Origin of the sequence: Actinokineospora auranticolor (assembly GCF_002934265.1) — a bacterium.
Taxonomy (GTDB): domain Bacteria; phylum Actinomycetota; class Actinomycetes; order Mycobacteriales; family Pseudonocardiaceae; genus Actinokineospora; species Actinokineospora auranticolor.
The window spans coordinates 175,817-197,420 of the sequence record NZ_PTIX01000009.1 but is presented as its reverse complement, the minus strand read 5'-3'; the positions used below and the strand labels follow the sequence as shown (position 1 = coordinate 197,420).

Sequence of the window (21,604 nt, the reverse complement as noted above, 5' to 3'; positions counted from 1 at the left end):
GTTGTGCTCTCAGCCGCGCAGGGCGGCGCCGTGGCGTTCGGTGGCGGCGGCGACCGCGGTGTCGCGGGCGGCCGTGGCCTCCTCGACCGTCAGCGTGCGGTCCGGGGCGCGGAAGCGCAGGGAGTACGCCAGCGAGCGCTTGCCGTCGCCTACCTGCTCGCCCGTGAAGACGTCGAAGAGGCGGAGGTCTTCCAGGAGGTCTCCGCCGCCCGTGCGGAGGGTGGAGGTCAGGTCGGCGGCTGGGACGTCGTTGTCGACGACGAGGGCCACGTCGAGCAGGACCGGCGGGTACGGGGACACCGCCGGGATCGGCTTGCGCTCGACCAGGGGCAGCAGGTCCAGGTCCAGTTCCATCGCGCAGGTGCGCTTGGGCAGGCCCAGGGCCTCGACGACCTTCGGGTGCAGCTCGCCCGCGTGCCCCACGGGGAACCCGCCGACGCTGAGGCGGGCGCAGCGGCCGGGGTGCCACGGGGCGAGGGTGTCCGCCTCGACGGTCAGCTCGACGCCCGCGGCCTCGGCGACCGCGCGGGCCGCCTGGACCGCGTCGGCCCAGTTCGCCTGCTCGCCCGGGCCCCACCAGCCCGCGCGGCGGTGGGTGCCCGCCAGCACCACCGCGACGTGCACCGGCTGGGCCGGGACGGCTTCGCGGAGCAGGGCGAGCTCCTCGTCGGTCGGCCGCTGGTCGGCGCCCGGGTCGGGCATCGGCACGGACTGGGCCCGGGGCAGCACGACCTGTCCGATGTGGAACAGCGCGATGTCGCGGGCGCCGCGGGACACGTTGCGGGTCACCGCGTCCAGCAGGCCGGGGAGCAGAGTCGTCGCCAGGGCGTGGCGGTCGGACTCGAGCGGGTTGAGCACCGACAGGGTGGTGCGGCGCACGTCGTCGGCGGGCAGGCCGAAGGCGTCCCACACGGTGGGGGACACGAACGGGAACGGCAGGACCTCGACGTACCCGTGCTCCGCCAGCGTCCGCGACACGGCGCGGCGGCGGCGCTGGGCGCCGGTCAGGCCGCGCCCGGCCGGGGCTTTGGGCAGCTCCGACGGGATGGTGTCGTAGCCCTGCAGCCGCAGGACCTCCTCGACCAGGTCGGCGGGCTGCGCCAGGTCGGCGCGCCAGCTCGGCGGGTACGCGGTGACCTCGGGGGTGCCGTCCTCGGCCGCGCCGACCTCGACCCGGCAGCCGATCTGCTGGAGCCTGCCCGCGGTCACGCCGCGCGCGTAGCGGACGCCCGCCACCCGGTCGGGCAGGTCCATCGCCATGACGACCGGCGCGGGCGCCGTGGGGCTGCCCTCGTCGGTGCGGCCGGGCAGGATCCGGGCCTCGCCGTACTGGCGCAGCAGCCGGGCCGCGCGCTCCAGCGCGGCGGGCGGCAGCGCCGGGTCCACGACCCGTTCGTAGCGCCGCGACGCCTCGCTGGGCAGCTTCTGCCTGCGGACCGTGCGGGCGGTGTTCGCCGGGTCCCAGATCGCCGCCTCGAGCAGGATGTCGGTGGTCTCCGGGCGGACCTCGGTGTGGTCCCCGCCCATGACCCCGCCCAGCCCGATCGGACCGGACTCGTCGGCCACGACCACGTCGTCGGCGACCAGCGCGCGCTCGGTGCCGTCGAGGGTGAGCAGCTTCTCGCCCGCGCGGGCGCGGCGCACGGTGATGCCGCCGCGCAGCCGCGAGGTGTCATAGGCGTGCATCGGCTGGCCGAGCTCGAGCATCACGAAGTTCGTGACGTCCACGGCCAGCGAGATGGACCGGATGCCCGCCAGCATCAGCGTGCGGCGGATGTGCCACGGCGTCGGCGCGGTCGGGTCGACCCCGGTCACCCGGCGCATGGCGAAGCGGGTGCAGCCGGTGTCGGCCTCGACGGTGACCGCGGCGGCCTTGCCCTCGGCCGCGGGCACCTCGATGGCGGCCGGGTCGACGTAGCCCAGGTCCAGCGCGCACGCCAGCTCGCGGGCCAGGCCGCGCATGGACAGGCAGTAGCCGCGGTCGGGGGTGACCGCCAGCTCGATCACCGAGTCGGTGAGGCCGAGCAGGTCGATCGCGTCGTCGCCGGGGGCCACGTCGTCGTCGCTGGGCAGCACCAGGATGCCCGCGTGCTCGTCGCCCAGCCCCAGTTCGCGGGCCGAGCAGATCATGCCGTTGCTGACCCGGCCGTAGGTCTTGCGCGCGGCGATGGTGAAGTCGCCGGGCAGCACGGCGCCGGGGAGCGCGACCACGACCAGGTCGCCCTCGACGAAGTTGGTGGCGCCGCAGACGACCTGGGTGGTCTCGGCGGGCTCGCCGTCCTCCTCGGGCTCGCCGATCTCGACCGTGCAGTACCGGATCGGCTTCTTGAACTCGGTCAGTTCCTCGATCTCGGCGACCCGGGCGATCACCAGCGGGCCGGTGACCGGGCCGAGCGGGTGCACGTCCTCGACCTCGAGGCCGACCTTGACGAACGCGTCGGCGATCGCCTCGGGGGTGAGGACCCGGTGCTCCTCGGTGAGTTCGAGCTGTTGGACCAACCACCTGACGGGGATCCGCACTACGCCTCCGTGCCGAAGGGAAGGGTGAACCGGACATCGCCCTCGACCATGTCGCGCATGTCGGGGATGCCGTTGCGGAACTGCAGCGCCCGCTCGACGCCGACGCCGAAGGCGAAGCCCGAGTAGACCTCGGGGTCGACGCCGCACGCGCGCAGCACGTTCGGGTTGACCATGCCGCAGCCGCCCCACTCGACCCAGCCGGGGCCGCCCTTCTTCGCCGGGAACCAGACGTCCAGTTCCGCGGAGGGCTCGGTGAACGGGAAGAACGACGGGCGCAGCCGCACGTGCGCGTCCGCGCCGAACATCGCCTTGACGAACGCGTCCAGGGTGCCCTTGAGGTGGGCCATGGTCAGGCCCTTGTCGACGGCGAGGCCCTCCACCTGGTGGAACACCGGGGTGTGCGTGGCGTCGAGCTCGTCGGTGCGGAAGGTCCGCCCCGGGCACACGACGTAGACCGGCGGTTCGCGGTCGAGCAGCACCCTGGCCTGCACGGGCGAGGTGTGCGTGCGCAGCACCGACCCGGAGCCCGCGGGCGCCACGTAGAAGGTGTCCTGCATCGTGCGCGCCGGGTGGTCCTTCTTGAAGTTCAGCGCGTCGAAGTTGAACCACTCGGCTTCCAGCTCGGGGCCCTCGGCGACCTCGTAGCCCATGGCCACGAACACGTCGGCGATCCGCTCACCGAGCTGGGTGATCGGGTGCCGGGCGCCGCGCGGGGCGCGGTCCCACGGGAGGGTGACGTCGACGCCCTCCTCGCGCAGCACCCGCTCGTCGCGCTCGACCTGCAGCTGCGCGCGCCTCTCGTCGAAGGCGGCCTTGACCCCGGCCTGGGCCTCGTTGACCCGCTTGCCCGCCTCGGAGCGCGCCTGCGGCGGCAGCGCGCCGATCTCCCGGCGGGCCAGCGACAGCGGCGACCGGTCGCCGAAGTGGGCGGGCTTGACCGCGGCGAGCGCGTCGAGGTCGGCGGCGGAGGAGAACTCCTCGCGGGCCTTCTCGACGGCGGCCTGGAGGATGTCCGGCGCGAGCGCCGCGACCTCCTTGGGGTCGTACGAGTCGTTGGCTCCGGACATGGTTTGTGGACAGCTCCCCGGGGTCCTTCTGCGGACAGGCGCGCACCCGGCGGGGCGGGTGAGCAGGGTCGATCCTAGGTGATCGCCCGGAGGGCCCGACACCGAGTTGCGCCGTGGGGTGACACCGGTCGTTCCCCCGGGTGGCCGTCGCCGATCGCGCGGGCGGGTGAAGGCCGGGCCGAGGTCACCGGACGCCTGTACTGTGAGCTGGGCTCGGCGGGCACCCGGGGCGCCCCAGGCCCGCAGGCGGCGCGCCGCGCGCCGCCCGGTGCTCGAAAACACCCCAGCGCTCCCACTACGGCATCCCAGAGGTCCGACCTTGGCTCAGACTTTCGGCGTCAACCTCCGCGGCGTCATCGACCTGCTGAGCCACCACCTGTACAGCAGCCCCCGGGTGTACGTGCGGGAGCTGCTGCAGAACTCGGTGGACGCGGTCACCGCGCGGCGGCTGCGCGACCCGGGTGCCCCGGCCGAGATCACCATCGAGTGCCCCGAGCACACCGGCGACGGCACGCTGCGGGTCCGCGACACCGGGGTCGGCCTGGCCGAGGCCGAGGTGCACACGCTGCTGTCCACGCTCGGCGGGACGTCCAAACGCGACGAGCTGGGTTTCGCCAGGCGCGACTTCCTCGGCCAGTTCGGCGTCGGCCTGCTGTCCTGCTTCCTGGTGGCCGACGAGGTCCGGTTGGTGAGCCGGTCGGCGGCGGGCGGCCCGGCGGTGCGCTGGGTGGGTCGCAACGACGGCACCTACACGGTGGAGGTCGACGACTCGGCGCGCGCCGAGGTCGGCACCACGCTGGTGCTGCGGCCGCGCCGGGACTGCGACCACTGGGCCGAGTTCGCCGCGGTGGCGCCGCTGGCCGCCGAGTACGGGTCGCTGCTGCCGTACCTGGTCCGGGTGGTCGGCGCGGACGGCGCCCGCGCGGTCACCGGGGACGGCCCGCCGTGGGACCGGGTGCCGGGGGAGGGCGCCGCCGACCACCGGCTGCGGTTGCTGGAGTACGGCCGGGAGACGTTCGGGTTCGAGCCGTTCGACGCGCTGCCGCTGGAGTTCGGCGCGGTCGGGCTGACCGGGGTGGCGTTCGTGCTGCCCGCCGGGGCCCATCCCGGTGCGCGGCAGGCGCACCGCGTGTATCTCAAGCGGATGCTGGTGGGTACCTCGATCGAGGGACTGCTCCCCGACTGGGCGTATTTCGTCCGGTGCGTGGTCGACACCTCCGCGCTGCGGCCGACCGCGAGCCGGGAGGCGCTCTACGAGGACGAGACGCTGCTGGCCGTGCGGGAGGCGCTGGGCGGGCACGTGCGCGACTGGCTGGTGCGGTTGGCCGCGGCCGAGCCGGAGCGGGCGGGGGCGCTGCTGGCCGCGCACCACATGGGCATCAAGTCGCTGGCCCTGGTCGACGACGAGCTGCTCGGCCTGGCTGAGCGGTGGCTGCCGTACGAGACCACCCGCGGCGTGCTGCCGCTGCGCCAGTTCCGCCGCAGCCACCCCACCGTGCTGTTCACCCCGGACGTCGACGAGTTCCGCCAGCTCGCGCCGGTCGCCGCGGCCCAGGACATCGGGCTGGTGAACGCGGGCTACGCCTACGACACCGACCTGCTGCGCAGGCTCGCCGAGCGCGACGGCCCGGACACCGCGCGCCGGGTCGAGCCGCGCGAGCTGCTGGCCGCGCTGGGCAGGCCGGACGACGACACCGAGGTGGCCCTCGCCCGCGCACTGGCCGTCGGCAAGGCGGTGCTGGCCGAGCACGACTGCGAGGCCACGCTCCGCGAGTTCGACCCGGTGTCGCTGCCCGCGCTGCTCATCGTCGACGCCGAGGGCGCGCGCCGCCAGGACGCCGCGCAGCTGCGCGACACCGCCGACCCGCTGTGGAGCGACCTGCTGGGGCAGCTGGTCGACGACGGCTCGGGCGCCGCCGGGCGGCTGGTGCTCAACACCCGCAACGCGCTGGTGGCCCGGCTGGCCGAGGTGCGCGACGACGCGCTGCTGGAGTCGGCGGTGCGCGCGCTGTACGTCAACGCGCTGCTGCAGTCGCACCGGCCGCTGCGGCCCAAGGACACCGCCGCGCTCACCGGCTCGTTCCTGGACCTGCTCGACCGCGCCATCGGGCGTTGAGACGACCGGTTGAGACGACCTAAGGGGGACCCGCGTGGCCGACGAGATCCACCGGCACGACCACTACGGCCATGGCCACGACGACCATGACCGCGGTGCGCACGGTGACCACGACCCGGTCGGCCGCGACCACCGGCTCGCCGACCGCGACCGGCTGACCGCGCTGCTGCACGAGGCCGACGAGCTGCCCGCGGGGACCGCCAAGTGCGAGGCGCTGGAGCGGGCGGTGCGCGCGGCGGACGCGTCGGGGGACCCGGGCATGGGCGTCGTGGGCCGGTTGATCCTGATCAACGCCTACCGCGAGGTGCGCCGCTACGACCTGATGCTGACCCCGTTCGCCTGGCTGCGCGGCGCCGAGCAGCGCCACCCGGAGGCGTTCGACGACTGGGCGGTGCACCAGTTCACCTGGATGCACAAGTGGCTGCCGACGGGGCTGATCGGCGACCCGCGGTTCACCCTGGCGCAGATCGGCGCGCTGGTCGACCAGCTGGAGCAGCGGTACCGGCTGCACGGCTACTCGCCGCACCCCGTGCACGACAAGCGCCGCGCGCTGGCCCACCACATCGGCGACACCGCCGCCGCGGACACGCACTTCGCGGCGTGGCGGGCCGCCGAGCCGGACGAGATGAGCGACTGCCCGGCGTGCGTGGTCGACAGCCAGGTCGGGTACTTCGTGTCGCGGGGCCGGTTCGAGGAGGCCATCGCGGCGGGGCAGCGCGTGCTGGACGAGCCGTCGGACTGCGCCGAGCAGCCGCACGGGGTGCTGACCTCGCTGATCGAGGCGTACCTGGCGACCGGTCGGCTCGACGACGCCGCGCGGGCGCACCTGGTCGCGTACCGGGTGGTGCGCGGGACCCCGCAGAGCCGGTCGGCGCTGCACCGGCACCTGAGCTTCTGCGCGGTGACGGGCAACGAGGCGCGCGGGCTGGAGATCCTGGCGGACAACCTCGACGTGCTCACCGACCCGCCGAGCCCCCGGGTGCTGCAGGAGTTCGCGGCCGCCGCGGCGCTGCTGCTGAGCCGGGTGCCGGACCGCGCGGGCCAGGCGTTCACAGTGGACGGTCGGGCGCTCGACGGCGAGGAGCTGCGGTCCTATTGCGAGGGTCGGGCGCGGACGACGGCGGCGGCGTTCGACCGTCGCAACGGGACGGACGCGGTGAGCCGCCGGGTCGCGCGGACGCTGGGGCTCGCCGACGTGGGCCCGGTGCTGGTGGCGGTGCCGGTGGAGCCGCCGAGGGAGTCCGTCGAGGCCGAGCCGCCCGCGGACCCGGTGGCGACCGCCGAGGCGATCTGCGCGGCGTTCGACGGTGAGCGGCTGCTGACCGGCGCCGCGCTGCTGGCGTCCCTGCCCGCCGAGGTCGAGCTGCCCGCGGGCCTGGCGGCCCGGGTGGCGACGTGGCGGGCGAAGCTGCGGCCCGGTGCGACCGCCCGCGAGACGGCCGCGGAGCTGCTGGCCCTCGTCGAGCCGATCACCGCGCTCGACGACCCGGAGGCGCTGGCGCGGCTGCACGCCGACATCGCGGACATGGCCGACTCGGCCGACGACCCCGACCTGGCCCACGCGCACCTGGCGCTGGCGTTCGCGGTGGCGCGCCGGGCGGAGTCGGTGGTGTACGCCAACCTGAGCGCGGCCAACGCGGCCCTGCCCGGCGACCTGGACGAGGCGCAGCGCCTGGTCGCGGCGGCCGCGGCGGCGGTCGAGGACGGCGCGCCGCACCTGCGCGGCACGGTCGGCAACGCCGCCGCGTCGGTGCTGGCCATGCGCGGCGAGTTCGACGAGGCGCTGCGGATCGTCGAGGAGCTGCTGGGGGAGTCGTGGCCCGAGGGGCCGACGATGATGCTGATGAGCAACCGGGCCCGGCTGCTCGGGGCCGGGGGGCGGATCCCGGACGCGATCGACCGGTTCGACGAGCTGATCGCGTACGTGCGGCCGTACCCGGGGCCGTGGGCGGCGCGGATGCTGTCGCAGTACACCGCCGTGCTCGACCACGCCGACCTGCTGGCCCAGCACCTGGGTGTGGCGCTCGACGCGCTCGCCGCCGCGCGGGCGTGGTTCCACCGGGCCGCGGTCGTGCGCGCGTACCTGAACCTGTCCACCGGCTACCTCGACGCCGGTCGGCACCTGGAGGCCGCCGAGACGCTGGAGGAGGCGCTGCGGCTGTGCCCGGTGGACCGCGCCGACCTGCTGCGGCGGGTCCGGTACCAGCTGGGGGTGGCGTGCCGGGGGATCGGCGAGCACGCGACCGCCGCCGAGCACTTCACCGCCGTGTTGGCCGACTGCCCCGAGGACGAGCGGCGGATGCGCGCCTTCGTCTCCCACCAGCTCGGCGAGTGCGGGCTGCACGAGGGCGACCCGGGCGCGGCGGACGCGTTCCGCCGGGCCAGCGCCGAGTGGCTGGCGGTGGACCAGCCGGTGGAGGCCGCCGAGTCGCTGGTGCGGCTCGCGCACACGGTCGGCCTGGACGACCCGGAGGCCGGGTTGGCCGCCCTGGACCGGGCTCGCGACCTGGTCGTCGACGAGGAACTGCCGGGGGCGCTGGAACTGCTGGCCGACGTGGTGGGGTTCCGCGCCGCGGTGCTGGCCCAGCACGAGCGGTACGCGGAGGCACTGGCGGCGAACGCGGCGGCGGAGGAACTCGCGGTCCGCGTGGGGAACGTGGACTGGCACGTGTTCCTCGCGGGCCGTGCCGCGCTGATCCGGCTGGACCTGGGCGACGCGGCCGGTGCGGAGTCGGACGCGCGGCGGGCGGCGGCGCTGCTGTCGGACGAGTCCAATGAGGACATCGTGGGCGGGGTGCTGGGGACGCTGGTGCGGGCGTTGACGGAGCAGGACAAGTCGGTCGAGGCGGACCCGTTGGTGCGGTCGCTGACCCGGCGGGTGTCGTGATGCTGGTCCCGGCGGTGCGCGCGGCGTTGAAGGCGGCGGCGGATTCGCGGCGGGCGCCCGAGATGCAGCGGTACATGAAGTCGGACATGCCGTTCCGGGGGGTGCCGAAGCCGGTTCGGGAGTTGGCGCTGAAGCCGGTGTTCGCCGCCCACGCGCCCGCGGATCGGGCGGAGTGGATCTCGGCGGTGGGGGAGTTGTGGCGGGAGGCGGAGTTCCGGGAGGAGCGGTACGCGGCCACGGACCTGTTGGCGCACCGGGTGTTCGGGCGGTGGCGGGATGTGGACATGTTGCCGCTGTTCGAGGAGTTCGTGGTGACGGGGGCGTGGTGGGACCACGTGGACGAGCTGGCGAGTCGACAGGTCGGGGCGTTGCTGTTGAGTCATCGGGACGTGGTGACGCCGGAGATGTACGCGTGGGCCACCGACGCGGATCGGTGGAAGCGGCGGGTTTCGGTGATCTGCCAGTTGCCCGCGAAGGGGGAGACGGACCTGGACCTGCTGGCGCATGCGATCGAGTCCAATGAGGACGACAAGGACTTCTTCCTGCGCAAGGGGATCGGGTGGGCGCTGCGGCAGTACGCGCGGGTCGACCCGGGGTGGGTGACGCACTTCGTGGACAGCCACCCGGGGTTGTCGCCGCTGTCGCGGCGGGAAGCGCTGAAGCACCTGGGCTAGGTGCCGGGTCAGGCGCCGAGTTCGGCGAGGAGCCCGCGTACGCGCCCCTCGATGTCGTCCCGGATGGGGCGGACGGCGTCGACACCTTGCCCGGCGGGGTCCTCGAGGGTCCAGTCGAGGTAGCGCGTGCCGGGGAAGACGGGGCAGGTGTCCCCGCACCCCATGGTGATCACCACGTCGGACGCCTGGACGGCGTCGACGGTGAGGATCTTGGGTGTCTCGGCGGAGATGTCGATGCCGACCTCGCGCATCGCGGCGACGACGCCGGGGTTGACGGTGTCGGCGGGCGCCGACCCGGCGGAGCGCACGTCGACGCGGTCGCCCGCGAGGTGGGTGAGGAACGCGGCGGCCATCTGGGAGCGGCCCGCGTTGTGCACGCAGACGAACAGCACGGACGGGCGCGGGGCGGTGGTGCTCACGGGTGTCCTTCCACGGGTTCGCGCGGGACGGCGGCGGCTCGGCCGCGTCCGTGTACGAGGGTGACGGCGGCCAGGCCGAGGGCGGCGCCGACGAGTTGGGCGGCGACGAACCCCGGGACCGAGGTCGGGGCGATCCCGGCGAAGGTGTCGCTGAACGCGCGGCCGGTGGTGACCGCCGGGTTGGCGAACGAGGTCGACGAGGTGAACCAGTACGCGGCCCCGATGTAGGCGGCCACGGCGATCGGGGCGGCGGTCGCGCGGTCGGCGCGGGCGAGGCCGAGGATCAGCAGGACCAGTCCGGCGGTGGCGATGACCTCGCCGAGCAGCAGGTGCGGGGCGGACCGGTCGTGGGTCGAGAACTCCACCAGTGGCCTGCCGAACATCGCGTCCGCGGTGATCGCCCCGGTGATCGCGCCGACGACCTGCGCGGGCAGGTAGGCGGCGACGTCGCGGGCGGTGAGGCCGTCGCGTCCGGTGAACCAGACCGCGAGCGTGACCGCGGGGTTGAAGTGCGCTCCGGACACCGGGCCGAACAGGGTGATCAGCACCCCGAGGCCGAACACCGTGGCCAGCGAGTTGGCCAGCAGTTGGACGCCGACGTCGTGGGACAGCTCGGTGGCCTGGATGCCGGAACCCACGACCACGGCCACCAGCAGCGCGGTCCCGAGCCCCTCGGCGGCGACCCGGCGCGGCAGCGGCGCGGTCACGCGTCCGCCCGGGCCGCGGTCAGGAAGCCGACCAGCCGGTCCAGCGCGTCGGGCAGGGCCCAGTAGTAGACCCAGGTGCCTCGCCGCTCGCAGTCGATCAAACCGGCCTGCCGCAACAGCTTCAGGTGGTGGGAGATCGTCGGCTGCGACAGGTCGAACGCCGGGGTCAGCTCGCACACGCACACCTCGCGGGCGGCGATCATCGACAGCAGCCGCAGCCGCACCGGGTCCCCGAGCGCCTTGAACACCGCCGCCAACCCGGTGGCCCGCTCCTCGTCCAGCGGCGCGGCGGCGACCGGGGCGCAGCACCCCGCGGAGGCCGCCGGGGCGAGGTCTTGTTTCGACATATTTCTATATTGACAGCTCTCGAAGCAGTGGGCAAGCTTGCATCGACAAACTTCGATACAAGCTGTTGGGAGTGTGGGTCATGAGCGAGCTGAGCGGGACCGACCTGCGGGAAACCGTCCGCGAGCGCTACGCCGCGGCGGCCAGGGCGGTCGCCGGGGGCGGCGGATCGTGTTGCGGGCCGGAGCCGGTCGAGGTCGACGGGAACTTCGGCTCCGCCCTCTACACCGCCGACGAGCGCCAAGTCCTGCCCACGGCGGCCGTCGCGGCGTCCCTGGGCTGCGGCAACCCCACCGCCGTCGCGGAACTCCGCGAGGGTGAGTACGTGCTCGACCTCGGGTCCGGCGGCGGGATCGACGTCCTCCTGTCGGCCCGCCGCGTGGGACCGACCGGCAGGGCCTACGGCGTGGACATGACCGACGAGATGCTCGACCTCGCGGTGGCCAACGCCGCGAAGTCGGGCGCGACCAACGTCGAGTTCCGCAAGGGCACCATCGAGGCCATCCCGCTCCCGGAGGGCGCGGTCGACGTGGTCATCTCCAACTGCGTGATCAACCTGTCGGTGGACAAGCCCGCCGTGTTCGCCGAGGCGTTCCGCGTCCTCAAGCCCGGCGGCCGGATCGGTGTCACCGACGTCGTCGCCGACGACGGCCTCACCCCCGCCCAGCGCGCCGAACGCGGTGCGTACACCGGCTGCATCGCCGGTGCGCTCTCCTTCGCCGAATACCGCGACGGGTTGGCCGCCGCCGGGTTCACCGACATCGAGATCACCCCGACCCACCAGGTGGCCGACCGCATGCATTCCGCGATCGTCCGAGCCGTCAAGCCCACGGGGGCCTGCTGCGGGGTGAACGCCTGCTGCACCGCGCACGAGAGCCCGGTCGACACCACGATCACCGTCACCGCCGCCAAGGTCGCGTCGGGGTGTGGCTGTCAGCGAGGGGACTGACGGGCGGGAGTCTTGAGTGGACAGACGGGGGTGTCCCCCGGTGCGAGGGACACCCCCGGTGCTAGGAACGCGGGGTCTCGTCCCGGAGCTTGTAGTCCTGGGGCCGGTGGGCCAGCAGGACCAGTGCCCCGGTGATGAGCACCAGGTTCTTCAGCACGAACTCACCGCTGGTGTTGAGCAGCAGCGGGTTGCCGTCGGTCATCACCTGGCCGGGGGCCTGGATGAAGGTGAGGAAGGTGCCCGTCAGGTGCAGGGCCACCGCCACCAGCGCCAGTTTGCGGGGCTTGCCGACCAGCAGCGCCAGCCCGAGCACGACCTCGACCCACCCCAGCGCCGGGACCAGGAAACCCTGGTCCACCCACGGGACCGTGGCCCCCAGCAGTTCCGCCACCGGGCTCTCCCCGGTGACCTTGAGCACGCCGAACCAGACGAAGACCAGGCCGAGGGAGATCCGCAGCGCCGTGGGGGCGTACTGCCCCAGGGCTCTCTCCACCGGTGCCCACCTGGTCTCCACGTTCCTGAGTAGCGACATCGACATCTCCATGATCGTTCGAAAGTGCGCGAGTGATCGGGGGAGGTCGAGAAGGTGGCGGGGACGGGACGGGGGTCCCCGCCGAGCTGCCTCAGCCGCTCTCAGGCGGTCGGTGTGGTCGGGTTGGTGTCGCCGAGGGGGTTGAGCAGGTCGCTCTTGCCCTCGAACGCGAACAGCAGCAGGTCGGTCATCCGGAACGTGTTCGAGTCCGGACCCAGCGTCGGCCGCCAGGACGGCTCCCGCACGATCGACACCCGGCTGCCCTCGATCGACCGGTGGAACACCTCCGCGGTGATCCGACCGCCGACCGGGCCCAGCTTGCCCTTGTTCAGCTCCGCCTCGCGCAGGATGTAGAACCACAGCGGCGTCTTCGTCGCCACGGTCTCCTTCTGCGCGTCGGTGAGCCCGGTCAGCACCGCGCCCTCCGAGCCGTTCAGCAACTGGTCGCGCGTGAGCGGTCGCACGCCGAGGAACGCGGCCATCTGCTGCCCGGTCGCCAGCCGGACCATGGTGCCGCGCGTGAGGTTGCGGAACGCCAGGTTGCGGTGGATCGCCGGGAACTGGGTGCCGCGCCCGCCGAAGGTGCCCGCGGGCAGCTGGGTCAGCGGGTTGACCAACAGCGAGTCGATCCGCTTGATCCGGTTGAGCTGGCCGCCGGGCGCGGCCAGGTCCGGCCGGTTCGCCTCGGTGAAGTCGTAGAGCCTGCGGAAGTCCACGATCCAGTTCGACGGCAGCCGCTCGAAGCCGAAACCGGGGAAGTTCGGGTCGTCGAGCTGGTCCACGGTCTGGCTCGGGTTGAGGCTGCCCGAGGTGCCGCTGAAGGTGAACAGCTGGAACAGCGTCGCGATGCCCGCGGGGCCCTGGGTGTTGAAGATCCGGTTCCACTGGTAGGCGCCGCGCACCATCGAGTGGCCCAGCCGGTAGGTCGCCACCGCGAACTCGACCGGCATGGTGGGCCGCAGGTTCGGGTGCCCGTTGCCGTGGCGGGGCACCTCGAAGAAGCGCCTGCCCTTGGTGAACACGTCCTTGACGATCTCCGGGTCGATGATCCGGGGCAGGAAGTCCGTGCGCAGCATCCACTGGTAGTGGCGCACGACCTCGTCGCGGGCGGCGTCGAACAGCCGCCGCTCGTTGAGGCCGGTCAGCGCCAGGTGGTCGACCACCCGGTTGTGGAACCGGATGAACGCCAGGTGGGTCTGCGCCACCGCCAGGTTCTCGTCGTTGCGGATGTCCGGGATCAGCGCCGTGCGGCGCTCGCCCGGGGTGGCGCCGACACCGGTGCGGGGCAGGTCGAAGCCCTGCAGGTCGGTGCCGATGATGTCGCCGTCGACCGGCAGCCGCGCGGTGGTGCCCACCTTCAGCTTGACCCGGTCGTCGGCGTAGAACCGGCGGTCGTCGCGGTCCTGCGGGCCGCGGCCGTAGAGCGAGTCCAGGTCCAGCGCGGGCGAGCGGCCCTGCAGCAGGTCGTCGATGGTGACGTCGCTGCCCAGCTGGGTGGCCGTGCGGTCCAGGGTCAGGTCGTGGTCGACGAACTGCCCCAGGTAGGTGAAGCCCGCCGGGATGTCGCCGTCGGGCTGGGTGACGGACTGGTCGGTGACCGCGGTGGCCAGCGCCACCCGCACGTCCTCCTCGGTCTGGGGACCCTTGGGGCCCAGCCGGGAGAACCGGAAGCGGCGCAGTTCCTCGGTCGTGGACGGCTCCCGGGTGACCGGCTCGCCGTTCTCGTCGGCCTCGATCACTCCCTCGCCCACGACGAAGAAGCTGTTCCGGGCATGGCTACTCATCAGGTGAACCCCCACAAAATCCGTTTCCGGATATCTGTCAATTCGGAACGGAAAGGATCAGGGCGTGGTCCACCGAACCGCGTTCCCTCCCCAGAGAACCGGTGAACCCCCGTGATTCCTCCCCTATGACACGAGGCTACCCGAACTCCTTCGCGGAGGGTGGACACTTTCTGCGAGTGGCCATATTCCGCTAATAAATTAATTTCAGGCACGCCCCGTAGGCGGGCGGTGCCGCGCCAGTGACAGCGCGGTGTCCACGAGGTCGGTGCGGTCGAGGCCGGGGACCTCGGACAGGTCGAACCAGGCGGCCATGTCGGTGGAGCCGCCCACCTCGAACCGCAGCTCGCCGCCGACGACCCGGGCCGCGTAGACCACGCGGATGCCGTGCCAGTCGGTGACCCGGCCGCCGCGCAGGGCCGCGCCGACGCCGCTGTGGTGGAACTCCCGGCGCACGGTGTCGATGCCCAGCAACGCCTCCACCGCCACGGTGTACCCGGTCTCCTCGGTCACCTCGCGGGCCACCGCGTCCACCGGGTCCTCGCCGTGATCCAGGCCACCGCCCGGCAGTGTCCACTTGCGCCCCGTGCGCCCCACCCACCGGGCGAGGAGGACCTTCTCCTCTTCCACGCACACCGCGTAGGCCGCTACCCGCATCGACTTCTTCACGCCGAACCCCCCGACCGCGCCTCGACCCGAGCCCGCGCCGACGACGGCAGATACGCCCCGGCGGCCAGCAATCCGGGCAGCAATCCCGGCTCCAGCGTCATAGCGCGGAAGACGGCGCTGACGGTCACGCCGTGCCCCGGTCGGTCCACGACGGTCACCGGGTCGCCCGCCCGCACCAGACCCGGGCGCACCACCCGCAGGTACGCGCCCGTCCGCGCGGCCCGGGTGAACGCCTTCACCCACCCCGCCCGCGCCAGGTGCGCGGCGAACGCGCGGCACGGCGTGCGCGGCTTGGTCACCCGCACCACCAGGTCCGCCCCCACCCGCCAGGTCTCGCCGAGTTCCGCGCCGCACACGTCGACGCCGAGCGTGGTGAAGTTCTCCCCGAACGCGCCCGGGACCAGCGCACCGCCCACCTCGGACTCCCAGCGGTCCAGGTCCTCCCGGGCGTAGGCGTAGACCGCCTGGTCCGGTCCGCCGTGGTAGGCCGTGTCGACGACGTGGTCGCCCTCGACCCCGACGGCGCCGTCGTCGACCGGAGTGTCCACACGCACCGGACCGGCCACCGGGCGCTTGTCGATGGCGCTGACACCGGCCTGGGTGTCGATCGGGCGGGGTGTGCCCGTATTGACCGAGAGCAGGGTGGGCGTGATCGTCATGCCTTGAACCTAACCCTCGGAATGGGGGGCTGCTTCGGTTAGTTTGTCGGGCATGGCAACCGACGTGATCGTGGTGGGGGCGGGCGTCATGGGGCTCAGCGCCGGCATCCGGCTCGCCGAGAGCGGCGCCCGGGTGCGGGTGCTCTCCGCCGAACGGCCCCGCGACACCACCTCCGCGGTCGCGGGCGCCATGTGGGGCCCCGACTTCACCGAACCCGGCGCGGGCTGGACCCGCACCACCCTGGCCGAGCTGACCCGCCTCGCCGCGGACCCCGCCACGGGTGTCCGATTGTGCCGGGGCACGCAGACCTCGGACTTCACCGACCAACCCCCGCCGTGGTGGGACACCCTGCCCGAGGTCCGCCTCTGCGAGCCCGCGGAGTTGCGGCCCGGGATGCGCACCGCGTTGCGCTCGACGATCCCGCTCGTGGAGATGCCCCGCTACCTCGACCACCTCACCGCGCGCCTGGCCGACCTGGGCACGGAGGTCGAGATCCGCCGCGTCGGGTCGCTCACCGAACCGGCGGCCGAGGCGGGCGTGGTCGTCAACTGCACCGGCGTCGGCGCCCGCGACCTCGTCGGCGACGACGGTGTGCGCGCCTGGTGGGGGCAGCACGTCGTCGTCGAGAACCCCGGCGTCACCGAGTTCTACTACGAGGCCCGCGCGGGTTCCGAGTGGGCGTCGTACTTCCCGCACGGCGACCACGTCGTGCTCGGCGGGATCATCCGCCGCGACGTCTGGGACCGCGACCCGGACGCGTTGGCAGGGGAGGGCATTCTGGCCCGCTGCGCCGAAGTGGAGCCCCGGTTGGCCGACGCCGGGGTGATCGAGCATCGCGTCGGGCTGCGGCCGTGGCGGGCGGCGCCGAGGCTGGAGTCCGAACGGCTCGGCGACGCGCTCGTCGTGCACAACTACGGCAGCGGCGGCATGGGCGTGTGCCACTCCTGGGGCGCCGCCGCCGCGGTGCGCGACCTGCTGGGCTGACCGGCCCAACCGGACGCCTATGCTGGGTCCCCGTGTCGAACACCCCGATGATCGCGCCCAGCATCCTCTCCGCCGACTTCGCCCGCCTCGCCGACGAGCTGGCGGCGATCGAGGGCTCGGACTGGGTCCACGTGGACGTCATGGACGCCCACTTCGTCCCGAACCTCACCCTCGGGCTCCCGGTCGTCGAGGCGCTGCTCAAGGCCACGTCCATCCCGATGGACTGCCACCTGATGATCTCCGACCCGGACCGCTGGGCGGTCGGGTACGCGGAGGCGGGCGCGCACAACGTCACCGTGCACGTCGAAGCCGCCAAGGACCCGGTGCGGATCGCCAGGGACCTGCGGGCGGCGGGCGCCAAGGCCGGGCTGTCGATCAAGCCGGGCACCCCGCTGGAGCCGTACGTCGAGCTGCTGCGCGAGTTCGACACGCTGCTGGTGATGTCGGTCGAGCCCGGCTTCGGCGGGCAGGGCTTCATCGCCGACGTGCTCGACAAGGTCCGCACGGTCCGGAACCTGGTCGACACCGGGCACCTGAACCTGCTCGTGGAGATCGACGGCGGGATCAACCGCGACACCATCGAACAGGCCGCCGAGGCGGGCGTGGACTGCTTCGTGGCCGGGTCCGCGGTTTACGGGGCGAGCGACCCCGGTAAGGCCGTCGCGGCATTGCGGGAACAGGCCCGCAATGCGAACCACCGCTTCGCCTGACCTATTTCAGCGCGGTCGAGAAACGGTAGTTCCCCCATTGAGTGCTCGCTTAACCCCGCTGGTCGTCGCGCGGGACCGTCGGTATTCGGCGGCCCGGTGTCCGGGCAAGCGCCCTCGGCCACCCGGCCGAGGGGGCTTCGACACATCCGGCCACAGCGGACTGGGACACTGCGCGGTGTGGTGGCGCGGGTCGTCCCACGATGCGGTCCGCGGACCGGAACGGCCCGCCGGGGAACACCACCGCCCCGCGCGTGGTTGCTCCGAAGTCGTGGCGCGCGCCGGGGTGTGGCGTTCGGCGCAACCCGGCGTGTCGACCGTCACCGGGGGACGCCGGCGGCCCCCCGGAAGGGCCACGATGGGTGGATCGGCGCGGTAGTTCGTTCAAGGAGGCACACCGGAGTGTTCACCGGGATCGTCGAGGAGCGGGGCGAGGTCGTCGCGGTGCGGGACCTGCCCGACGCCGCGCGGGTCACCATCGCCGGGCCGCTGGTCACCAGCGACGCGCGGCACGGCGACTCGATCGCCGTCAACGGGGTCTGCCTGACCGTGGTCGACCTGGCCGACGGCACCTTCACCGCCGACGTCATGCGCGAGACCCTGCGCCGCAGCAGCCTGGACGGCGTCGCCGCGGGCGACGCGGTCAACCTGGAGCGCGCCGCCGCCGTCGGGCAGCGCCTCGGCGGGCACATCGTGCAGGGCCACGTCGACGGCACCGGGCACGTGCTGTCCCGGGAGCCGTCGGAGCACTGGGACCTGGTGCGCTTCGCGCTGCCGGACGGCCTGTCCCGCTACGTCGTGGAGAAGGGCTCGATCACCGTCGACGGCGTCTCGCTGACCGTCGTCGAGGTCGGCGCCGACTGGTTCACCGTCAGCCTCATCCCCGAGACGCTGCGCGCCACCACGCTCGGCCTGCGCGCGCCGGGGGACAAGGTGAACCTCGAGGTCGACGTCCTCGCCAAGTACGTGGAGAAGCTGGCGACCCCGCACCTGGCCGCGGGCACCGCCCCCGGCACCAGCGGTATCGAAGAGGAGAACCCCGGTGCGTGACTTCAGCGCCATCGAACGCGCCATCGCCGACATCGCCGAGGGCAAGGCGGTCGTCGTGGTCGACGACGAGGACCGCGAGAACGAGGGCGACCTGATCTTCGCGGCGGAGAAGTGCACCCCGGAGCTGCTGGCGTTCATGGTGCGCTACACCTCCGGCTACATCTGCGTGCCGCTCACCGAGGCCGACTGCGCCCGGCTCGACCTGCCGCCGATGTTCCACACCAACCAGGACGCCCGCGGCACCGCCTACACCGTCACCGTGGACGCGGCCGAGGGCGTGAGCACCGGCATCTCCGCCGCCGACCGCGCGCACACCATCCGGCTGCTGGCCGACGCGGACGCCACCGCCAAGGACTTCAACCGGCCCGGGCACGTGGTGCCGCTGCGCGCCAAGGAGGGCGGCGTGCTGCGCCGCCCCGGGCACACCGAGGCCGCCATCGACCTGGCCCGGCTCGCCGGGCTGCGGCCCGCGGGCGTGCTCTGCGAGATCGTGTCGCAGAAGGACGAGGGCGACATGGCCCGCTACGACGAGCTCCAGGTGTTCGCCGCCGAGCACGACCTGACGATCATCACCATCGCCGACCTGATCGCCTACCGGCGGCGCACCGAGAAGCAGGTCACCAAGGTCGCCGAGGCCCGCATCCCGACCGCGCACGGCACCTTCGTCGCGGTCGGCTACGACAGCCTGCTCGACGGCATCGAGCACGTCGCGCTGGTCTACGGCGACCTCACCGACGGCGAGAGCGTGCTGGTCCGGGTGCACTCCGAGTGCCTCACCGGCGACGTGTTCGGCTCGCTGCGCTGCGACTGCGGCCCGCAGCTGGACGCGGCGCTGGAGGCGGTGGCCGCCGAGGGCCGCGGCGTCGTGCTCTACATGCGCGGCCACGAGGGCCGCGGCATCGGCCTCATGCACAAGCTGCAGGCCTACCAGTTGCAGGACGACGGCGCCGACACCGTCGACGCGAACCTGGCGCTCGGCGTGCCCGCCGACGCCCGCGACTACGGCACCGGCGCGCAGATCCTGGTCGACCTCGGGGTCAAGTCGATGCGGCTGCTGACCAACAACCCGGCCAAGCGGGTCGGCCTGGAGGGCTACGGGCTGGCCGTGGTCGACCGGGTGCCGCTGTCGGTGTGGCCGAACCCGGAGAACCTGCGCTACCTGCGCACCAAGCGCGACCGCATGGGCCACGAGCTGGGCAACCTGGAGCAGTACGAGGTCGGTACCGACCGGCTCGGCCTGGGGGAGGACACTGTGCCCGGTGACTCCGTGGGAACCGCTTCCACGGGGAGCAACGGGTCCGTGGGGAGCACTGAGGCGTGAGCGGCGAGGGCAGGCCGACCGGCGGGGTACCGCGCTGCGAGGGGGTGCGGCTGGCCATCGCGGCCACCCGCTGGCACAACCGGATCACCGACCAGCTGCTCGCCCGGGCGCTGGTCGCGGCCGAGGAGGCCGGGGTCGTGGAGCCGACCGTGGTGCGGGTGCCGGGCGCGGTCGAACTGCCGGTGGTGTGCCAGGAGCTGGCCAAGCACCACGACGCGGTGGTCGCGCTGGGCGTGGTCATCCGCGGTGGGACGCCGCACTTCGAGTACGTGTGCGACGCGGTGACCGCGGGCCTCACCCGGGTGTCGCTCGACGAGGCGACGCCGGTGGGCAACGGTGTGCTGACGGTGAACACCGAGGAGCAGGCCCTCGACCGCGCCGGGCTGCCGGACTCGGTGGAGGACAAGGGCTACGAGGCGTGCGCGGCGGCGCTGGAGACGGCGCTGGCGCTGCGCGGGCTGCGCCAGCCGTGGATGGAGAGGGACTTCCAGTGAGCGCCTCGGTGAACGCCCGACCGCGGAAGGTCCGGTTCGTGAGCGGGGCCATCGCGGCCGTGTTCGTCGCCGTGTTCACGGTGGTGGCGATCCTGCTGCGCACCACCTCCACGGGGGTGTTCTTCCAGGTGTCCGACCAGATCGCGATGGTCGGCATCGGGGTGCTGCTGGCCTGCGGCGTGCTGTGGCTGACTTGGCCGAGGGTGACCGCGGACGCCGCGGGCGTCACCGTGCGCAACCTGCTGGGCCGCACCCGGTACCCGTGGGAGTCGGTGGTGGGGATCAGCTTCCCCGACGGCGCGGCGTGGGCCCGGCTGGAGCTGCCGGACGACGAGTACGTGCCGGTCATGGCGGTGCAGGCGATCGACGGCGACCGGGCGGTGACCGCCATCCGCGAGCTGCGGCGGCTGCACCGGGCGGCCGTGGAGCCCGCCGCGGGGGCCGCGGAGCCGCAGGGGTAGTACCGGTGGTGCCACCGGAGGTAGCATCGGTGGTGTGAAACTGAGTGTGAGCCTGCCGGAGGAGGACGTCCGGTTCATCGACGAGTACCTCGGGCGGGCCGCGGAGCACGGCAACCGCTCGGCGGTCATCCAGTTGGCCATCGGTCTGCTGCGCGAGTCGTCCCTGCGCGACGAGTACCTCGCCGCCTTCGACGAGTGGGACGCCGGCGAGGACGCCCTGCTCTGGGAACCGACCGCCGCCGACGGCGCGCTCGATGCGGCGCGGTGACATCCACCTGGTCGACCTGGACCCCACGCGGGGCTCGGAGGCCAACAAGACCCGGCCCGCGGTGATCGTCAGCAACGACGCGGCCAACCTGGTGGCCCAGCGGACCGGGCGCGGCACGGTCACGGTCGTGCCGATCACGTCGAACACCACCCGGGTGTTCCCCTTCCAGGTGCTGCTGCCCGCCACCGACTGCGGTCTGCTGGCCGAGTCCAAGGCGCAGGCGGAGCAGATCCGGACGGTCGCCACGGCCCGCGTGCGGCGGCGCTTGGGGCGCGTGCCGCCCGTGCTGCTCAAGGCCATCGACGACGCGTTGCGCGTGCACCTGGGGCTGTAGGCCGTACCTGTGCGTAACCTGTGAATCACGGCGGGGGTGAACTCTCGTCGCGCGCTCCACGTACCCCTCGGTGTATCCCTGAACTGATTCCCGAGGAGGTTGGGCGTGACCGACACCACCACACCCGCTGACAGCCGCAACCGCAGGCAGGTCCTCTGCGGACTGATGGTCGCCCTGGTGGCGCCCGGCGTGCTCGCCGCGTGCTCCTCCGACACGGGCTCCGGGTCCGGCGGCACGACGACCACCCCCGGTGGCGCTCCGGCGGGCACCACCGGTGGTTCGTCCGGTGGCGCCACCGGTTCGTCCGGGGCGTTGAGCACGGTGTCGGCGATCCCCGACGGCGGCGGGCTGCTGGTGAACGGCGGGCCGTCCGGCAAGGTGCTGCTGGTGCGCGACGGGACCACGGTGAAGGGCTTCGACCCGACGTGCCCGCACCAGGGTGCGACGGTCGACCCGCCGAAGGACGGCGTGATCACGTGCCCCCGGCACTTCAGCACCTTCGACCCGGCGACCGGGGCGCGCAAGAGCGGGCAGGCGCAGACCGGGCTCGCCGTGGTGGAGGTGAAGGTCGACGGGGAGAACGTCGTACTGGCCTAGGGTCCGTTTGGGTTATGGATTCACCGGATGGGTGATGGTTGAGTCGATCTCAACCATCACCC

Annotated in this window: 22 protein-coding genes; 13 read left to right on the top strand and 9 right to left on the bottom strand. The window is 73.2% G+C overall.

All coding sequences use genetic code 11. The annotated features are described in order from the left end of the window. Positions 1–9: 9 nt before the first annotated feature. Together pheT and pheS are read right to left on the bottom strand one after the other, a co-directional pair. A complete protein-coding gene (gene pheT, locus CLV40_RS18340) occupies positions 10–2,520 on the bottom strand; it encodes a phenylalanine--tRNA ligase subunit beta (RefSeq protein WP_104480156.1) in 2,511 nt (836 codons plus the stop codon). Continuing rightward, on the bottom strand, positions 2,520–3,587 hold the full coding sequence (gene pheS / locus CLV40_RS18335; protein WP_104480155.1) for a phenylalanine--tRNA ligase subunit alpha: 1,068 nt from the start codon (positions 3,585–3,587) through the stop codon (positions 2,520–2,522). Before pheS ends, pheT begins: the two co-directional genes overlap by 1 nt. A 319-nt stretch (positions 3,588–3,906) precedes the next feature. Between pheS and CLV40_RS18330 the strand changes: the two genes are divergently transcribed. From CLV40_RS18330 to CLV40_RS18320, 3 genes are read left to right on the top strand one after another with little or no spacing between them, the layout of a single operon-like run. Beyond that, positions 3,907–5,703: an HSP90 family protein gene (locus CLV40_RS18330; RefSeq protein WP_104480154.1), complete on the top strand. Its 1,797-nt coding sequence runs from the start codon at positions 3,907–3,909 to the stop codon at positions 5,701–5,703. 34 nt (positions 5,704–5,737) lie between these two features. Continuing rightward, the gene (locus CLV40_RS18325) at positions 5,738–8,590 is read left to right on the top strand and encodes a tetratricopeptide repeat protein (RefSeq protein ID WP_104480153.1); all 2,853 of its coding nucleotides are present in this window, start codon (positions 5,738–5,740) and stop codon (positions 8,588–8,590) included. After that, positions 8,590–9,264 (top strand): DNA alkylation repair protein, encoded by a 675-nt coding sequence (locus tag CLV40_RS18320; protein ID WP_104480281.1) that lies wholly within the window; start codon positions 8,590–8,592, stop codon positions 9,262–9,264. Before CLV40_RS18325 ends, CLV40_RS18320 begins: the two co-directional genes overlap by 1 nt. A gap of 8 nt (positions 9,265–9,272) precedes the next feature. On the opposite strand, the gene CLV40_RS18315 is transcribed toward CLV40_RS18320, so the two are convergent. Genes CLV40_RS18315 through CLV40_RS18305 form a run of 3 tightly spaced genes read right to left on the bottom strand, consistent with a single transcriptional unit; the run spans position 9,273 to position 10,737 of the window. Continuing rightward, positions 9,273–9,683, bottom strand: a complete 411-nt coding sequence (locus CLV40_RS18315) for an arsenate reductase ArsC (protein ID WP_281261668.1) — start codon at positions 9,681–9,683, stop codon at positions 9,273–9,275. Next, complete coding sequence (locus CLV40_RS18310) at positions 9,680–10,390, bottom strand: aquaporin (RefSeq protein ID WP_104480152.1); 711 nt, start codon at positions 10,388–10,390, stop codon at positions 9,680–9,682. The genes CLV40_RS18315 and CLV40_RS18310 overlap by 4 nt, the downstream gene beginning before the upstream one ends. Next, positions 10,387–10,737: an ArsR/SmtB family transcription factor gene (locus CLV40_RS18305; RefSeq protein WP_104480151.1), complete on the bottom strand. Its 351-nt coding sequence runs from the start codon at positions 10,735–10,737 to the stop codon at positions 10,387–10,389. Before CLV40_RS18305 ends, CLV40_RS18310 begins: the two co-directional genes overlap by 4 nt. Before the next feature lie 80 nt (positions 10,738–10,817). On the opposite strand from CLV40_RS18305, the gene arsM reads away from it, so the two are divergent. Continuing rightward, positions 10,818–11,684, top strand: coding sequence for an arsenite methyltransferase (gene arsM / locus CLV40_RS18300; protein WP_104480279.1), 867 nt, complete (start codon positions 10,818–10,820; stop codon positions 11,682–11,684). 61 nt (positions 11,685–11,745) lie between these two features. On the opposite strand, the gene CLV40_RS18295 is transcribed toward arsM, so the two are convergent. From CLV40_RS18295 to CLV40_RS18280, 4 genes are all read right to left on the bottom strand, one after another. After that, complete coding sequence (locus tag CLV40_RS18295; RefSeq protein ID WP_245931364.1) at positions 11,746–12,216, bottom strand: DoxX family protein; 471 nt, start codon at positions 12,214–12,216, stop codon at positions 11,746–11,748. 101 nt (positions 12,217–12,317) lie between these two features. Next, positions 12,318–14,000 (bottom strand): peroxidase family protein, encoded by a 1,683-nt coding sequence (locus CLV40_RS18290; protein WP_104480149.1) that lies wholly within the window; start codon positions 13,998–14,000, stop codon positions 12,318–12,320. 204 nt (positions 14,001–14,204) lie between these two features. After that, positions 14,205–14,666 (bottom strand): NUDIX hydrolase, encoded by a 462-nt coding sequence (locus CLV40_RS18285; RefSeq protein WP_104480148.1) that lies wholly within the window; start codon positions 14,664–14,666, stop codon positions 14,205–14,207. After that, complete coding sequence (locus CLV40_RS18280) at positions 14,663–15,325, bottom strand: MOSC domain-containing protein (protein WP_104480147.1); 663 nt, start codon at positions 15,323–15,325, stop codon at positions 14,663–14,665. Before CLV40_RS18280 ends, CLV40_RS18285 begins: the two co-directional genes overlap by 4 nt. Positions 15,326–15,377: 52 nt before the next feature. Here CLV40_RS18280 and CLV40_RS18275 point away from each other — a divergent pair, with 52 nt between their 5' ends. The 9 genes from CLV40_RS18275 to CLV40_RS18235 all read left to right on the top strand — a co-directional run bounded on the left by CLV40_RS18275 (position 15,378) and on the right by CLV40_RS18235 (position 21,542). After that, positions 15,378–16,310 carry an NAD(P)/FAD-dependent oxidoreductase gene (locus CLV40_RS18275; protein WP_104480146.1) on the top strand — a complete coding sequence of 311 codons (933 nt, stop codon included), beginning with the start codon at positions 15,378–15,380 and terminating at the stop codon, positions 16,308–16,310. Positions 16,311–16,357: 47 nt separating this feature from the next. Beyond that, complete coding sequence (gene rpe / locus CLV40_RS18270) at positions 16,358–17,020, top strand: ribulose-phosphate 3-epimerase (protein WP_104480278.1); 663 nt, start codon at positions 16,358–16,360, stop codon at positions 17,018–17,020. A gap of 399 nt (positions 17,021–17,419) precedes the next feature. Further along, positions 17,420–18,067 carry a riboflavin synthase gene (locus tag CLV40_RS18265; protein WP_104480145.1) on the top strand — a complete coding sequence of 216 codons (648 nt, stop codon included), beginning with the start codon at positions 17,420–17,422 and terminating at the stop codon, positions 18,065–18,067. Further along, complete coding sequence (locus CLV40_RS18260; protein ID WP_245931362.1) at positions 18,060–19,388, top strand: bifunctional 3,4-dihydroxy-2-butanone-4-phosphate synthase/GTP cyclohydrolase II; 1,329 nt, start codon at positions 18,060–18,062, stop codon at positions 19,386–19,388. Before CLV40_RS18265 ends, CLV40_RS18260 begins: the two co-directional genes overlap by 8 nt. Further along, positions 19,385–19,882 carry a 6,7-dimethyl-8-ribityllumazine synthase gene (ribH, locus tag CLV40_RS18255; RefSeq protein WP_104480144.1) on the top strand — a complete coding sequence of 166 codons (498 nt, stop codon included), beginning with the start codon at positions 19,385–19,387 and terminating at the stop codon, positions 19,880–19,882. The genes CLV40_RS18260 and ribH overlap by 4 nt, the downstream gene beginning before the upstream one ends. Before the next feature lie 38 nt (positions 19,883–19,920). Further along, positions 19,921–20,343, top strand: a complete 423-nt coding sequence (locus CLV40_RS18250; protein ID WP_245931361.1) for a PH domain-containing protein — start codon at positions 19,921–19,923, stop codon at positions 20,341–20,343. 34 nt (positions 20,344–20,377) lie between these two features. Next, a complete protein-coding gene (locus CLV40_RS18245) occupies positions 20,378–20,611 on the top strand; it encodes a ribbon-helix-helix domain-containing protein (RefSeq protein WP_104480142.1) in 234 nt (77 codons plus the stop codon). Further along, complete coding sequence (locus CLV40_RS18240; protein ID WP_104480141.1) at positions 20,598–20,945, top strand: type II toxin-antitoxin system PemK/MazF family toxin; 348 nt, start codon at positions 20,598–20,600, stop codon at positions 20,943–20,945. Before CLV40_RS18245 ends, CLV40_RS18240 begins: the two co-directional genes overlap by 14 nt. Positions 20,946–21,050: 105 nt before the next feature. Then, positions 21,051–21,542 carry a Rieske (2Fe-2S) protein gene (locus tag CLV40_RS18235; protein ID WP_245931360.1) on the top strand — a complete coding sequence of 164 codons (492 nt, stop codon included), beginning with the start codon at positions 21,051–21,053 and terminating at the stop codon, positions 21,540–21,542. Positions 21,543–21,604: the final 62 nt, after the last annotated feature.